At 43.4% G+C, this 3,937-nt stretch carries 6 protein-coding genes; all 6 read right to left on the reverse strand.

Going from position 1 to position 3,937, the window contains the following annotated elements; all coding sequences use genetic code 11:
• On the reverse strand, positions 1 to 578 hold a 578-nt coding region (locus DFP97_RS29995; protein WP_245976657.1), incomplete at its 3' end, for an amidase family protein.
• Positions 579 to 842: 264 nt separating this feature from the next.
• Positions 843 to 1,040 (reverse strand): hypothetical protein, encoded by a 198-nt coding sequence (locus DFP97_RS30000; RefSeq protein ID WP_114384319.1) that lies wholly within the window; start codon positions 1,038 to 1,040, stop codon positions 843 to 845.
• 143 nt (positions 1,041 to 1,183) lie between these two features.
• Positions 1,184 to 1,450 (reverse strand): hypothetical protein, encoded by a 267-nt coding sequence (locus DFP97_RS30005; RefSeq protein ID WP_114384320.1) that lies wholly within the window; start codon positions 1,448 to 1,450, stop codon positions 1,184 to 1,186.
• Positions 1,451 to 1,529: 79 nt separating this feature from the next.
• Positions 1,530 to 2,843 (reverse strand): DUF4179 domain-containing protein, encoded by a 1,314-nt coding sequence (locus DFP97_RS30010; RefSeq protein WP_114384321.1) that lies wholly within the window; start codon positions 2,841 to 2,843, stop codon positions 1,530 to 1,532.
• Positions 2,770 to 3,372 carry an RNA polymerase sigma factor gene (locus DFP97_RS30015; protein WP_114384322.1) on the reverse strand — a complete coding sequence of 201 codons (603 nt, stop codon included), beginning with the start codon at positions 3,370 to 3,372 and terminating at the stop codon, positions 2,770 to 2,772. The genes DFP97_RS30010 and DFP97_RS30015 overlap by 74 nt, the downstream gene beginning before the upstream one ends.
• A gap of 358 nt (positions 3,373 to 3,730) precedes the next feature.
• A partial coding sequence (locus DFP97_RS30020) for a MepB family protein (protein ID WP_181873749.1) occupies positions 3,731 to 3,937 on the reverse strand: 207 nt, incomplete at its 5' end.

Below are 3,937 nucleotides of genomic sequence, written 5' to 3' on the forward strand. Positions count from 1 at the left end.
CCAATAATCGAACCCGCTGTTTCTGTTCCGATCGCTGCTGCTGCCAGATTTGCCGCTACGGCTGCAGCCGATCCAGAACTTGACCCGCTGACGAAAAGCTTGCCAGGTCCATATGGATTTAATACATATCCGCCTCTGGAACTGTATCCAGCTGGCATATGGTTGGACATAAAATTTGACCACTCGGTCATATTTGCCTTACCTAGAAGAACTGCGCCAGAGGCGCGGAGCTTTGCGGCTATGAACGAATCTTCAGAAGCAAACGACTCAGCTAATGCGATAGAACCAGCGCTCGTATGCATCCGGTCTTCTGTATCGATATTATCCTTGAGCAGGATTGGAATTCCGTGCAGCGGCCCCCTGCTACCTGTTGTATTTCGCTCAAGGTCAAGATTTCTTGCGATTTCAAGCGCATCTGGATTGATCTCTAAAACGGCATTGATTAAAGGATTATACTTATGAATGCGTTCGATATATGCAAGAACGAGAGCTTCGGATGTATATTCACCTGAAGTCATTGCCTTTTGCATGCTCACCAAATCGGCATCCAGAATCCAATCATGTAAGTTGATGCTCATTTATTAAGATACCCCCGGTATTGGTGAATTTTCGAATAACAGTATTATGGTAACATGCTGCTTGCCAAGGGTATAGGGAAAGTTTGAGTAGATAAGAAAATGTCGGTTGAGCATCGCAGTAGAGCTTGTTATTTTCACGAACGTCAAAATTGTAACTAAAGAAATCTGCCCGTTACTTCAATGAGCATCAAAAAGGAGTTGTCCTCGCGGCAGCTCCCCCACTATCGTACTCGTTAGTTGAATAAGAATATACCGAAATTAAGGTCATCCATGTTTAAATTTGCAATTTTCGCAAACGGCTTGGAACTCATTTAAATCTTTGAACGCACCCGTACGTTTAATCCATTCTCGTAATTCCTCTGCAGTAACTGTTGGACCACCACGCCCAGCATAGAAATATTCCCAACACAAGCCATGTGCTATTATCTTTTTTACTGCTGGACAAAACCATTCGTCTTCCACATAAACCCCTCATCTTCAACTATATATGAAATAAAGCATAAAGTGTCTAGTATTCCACTCCCTCGGTACCCGTCAGCTCAACGCCCAGTGAAAAAGGAAGGCGTATGGGGTCCATCGCCTTCCTTTTTCGTAATTTCTCTTTTTCAATAAGAAGGGGCCTTTCTGAGCAGTGAATTTTTTATAACGGATTGTTTTATCTTTTGTTTTTGGATGTACTCGTTTTGATAATAAAATTCCTCATCCTGCAATAATTCGAACAAAGCTTGACTGGCAGCTTGGGCCGCCAGTGATTCATCCTCGAGTAAGTAATAAGCGACTTGGTAACTGAAGACCTCGTACTGCTTTAATACGGCTGCTCGTTGTCGTAGTAACTCTTGCTTCTTAGGCGGCTTTACCATCCCCAATGCCATCGTGTACCTTCCTTATCCGTGAGCGCGCTGAACCGTTGCGTTTATCGATTCGCTGTGTCTCACCCTCGTGCGTTTCAATTTATTTGATATCTACAGGGATTGATATTGTCTTGTAGTAGGTTTTAATATAGTGAAATCCGTCCAGCAGCAGGTGTTCCGGCTCCTCCATTGTGTTAAAAGAATACGTTTGCTCCCACAGGATGTTGCCGTTCTTCAGATCCCATGGACGTGACGTCGAAATGGAGGATACGGGAACTGCGTTACCGCCAGCTTGGACGGACATTTGTTCCTTATCCAAGTATGTGAATTGTTTCCTAGCGATAACGACATCATAGCCTGTATCGGTTTTGGTTACGCTTCGAATCCACAGCTTTTCATCGCCGATTCGGATGGATCGATCGGATGGCGAGACCAGGGAGATCGGTTCCTCCACTTTCTGATAGCCGGCCGCAGTTTCGAGTACAAGCTCAACGGTCTCGATCTTGTCTGTCGGAAGCACATCGAACTCAAGTTCGAATCCCGGAATCCCATCTTCATTCGAACTTTGCTGCATTCCCCAAGCTTTCACTTCCGTTCCATTCACATAAAGCTTTATTAGGCCTGGGAATCTCGGGTATTCGCCATCCTCCATTTTATAATGACCCTTCACGATGGTTGAAGTTGGTGAAGCCGTGATGGAGTCATAGTGGACAGTGCCCTGATCGACACGCACGGATTGTGAAATGTCTTGTTTCAGCATACTGTTCATCGCTTTATTCGCTTCAAACTTGAAGGAGATCGGATAGGATGCCCGTTTCCCATTATCTTGCAACTCACTGAATGTAACGGTTAATGTTCTGGAGAATGGACTAACCGGCTCGAATTTATATACTCCCTCGTACTGGGTCTCGTCTTTGCTATAATTGCCAATTCCTTCTTTCGGATCTGAATCAGTCAAGAACCCTTGCATTTTACTCACGTCGTAAAGAAATGAACTATTCTCAGTAAATACCGAGCCTGCGGGTCGATCAATGGTGTAATACATTAGCAATGCGTTATCGTCTGCAATAACCCCGTTAATGGTAATGACTGTGCCGTCATCAAGCGTTTTGCTTTTGTTGACCGTTTGACCGTATCCCTGTTCCGCCAATTCTGAAAAGTTGAGCGAGCTCAACTCGATTTTATTGAACAATTTACCTCCGTAATAAGCGAATGCAGGATATTGGTAAGTGCCGACAATGAGTAGAAGTGCTGCAGCTGTTGCTGCAACCCATGTTGTCGCTCTATTCTTCGTTCTTTTCTTAGCGGGAACAGGCTCAAGTGCCTTTCGAAGCCTATCCTCAAGGTCTTGCGGAGCCTTTACGATATTCAAGTTCTGTTTGTACTCCTGCAATCTCTCCTCGATCGTTTTCATAACGATCACCTCCGATTATCGCTTTCAGTTTTTGTATGCCTTGCGAAATTCTTGATTTGATTGTGCCAACCGGTGCACCGGTCATTTCCGCAATCGTCTGATACGGAAAATCGTGTACGTAACGAAGTTCGATCGCTTCCCGCTGCCGTGCATTCAAATGAGAGAGCAGCACCTGCATGTCCATCTCAGACTCTGTATCGCGATATGGATTATCGTCAGTTAGTGCAGCAAGTGATGGTTCTCGCTCGTCTTCAAGTGGAAGAAATCGTTCATTTTTGCGGAGTATTGTTTTGCAACGATTGACGAGAATGGTTTTGCTCCAGCTGTAGAAGGCCTCGCGTTTTTTCAATTGATCCAGTTTTTCATAAAGCGTAACAATCATGTCTTCCATGGCATCCATCGTGTCATGCTCATTTCTCATGTAGCTGTAGGCAAGACGATAATAAGCGTCCTGTTCGGCTATGATTAGTTGTAATAAAGCTTCCTTGTTGCCTTTTTGGGCTTGTATGACAAGACGGCTTACATTCAAGTTCTCACCCCATTTCATAGATAAGAGATCGCAGAGGTTAATAAAGTTCATTATTCACAAAAAAAAACTCCACAACCAAAGTCACAGGGAAGTTATCCTATCCCTAGGAGGTTGCGGAGGTATATGAAATCTAAAATACTGTATCCGAATTTTGAGCCAGCCAGAATCAGCAGAGGAAGCTTAATGGAGCTTTGACGTTCCACGATAAGAAGCTTGCTCCACTATCGTACCCGTCGTATTGACAAACATTGGATCAACCTTTGCTTTGCTGTCCATTACTTCAGTAGAAACTTCTGATTTAAATAGGTTTCATCGTTAAGCTCTTGTCACCTTTAGGAAAAACATTCTCCGTTAAATGTTAATTGATATATCGTATTAATAGTTCTTGTATAGGAAAACTATTTGCATTGTTCAAATTTATAAAATAGGGTAATTGCCAATCTTGTGTTGCGATGGCTTGTTTGCTAGTGAGGGTATCCCAGCTAGGGTATACTCTAATTGCCATTTTCCCTTTTGATGTATCAGTTTTAAGGATATTATGCTTAAGCAGAATATCTTTTGGAAA

This window comes from Paenibacillus prosopidis (assembly GCF_003337375.1).
Lineage (GTDB): Bacteria > Bacillota > Bacilli > Paenibacillales > Paenibacillaceae > Pristimantibacillus > Pristimantibacillus prosopidis.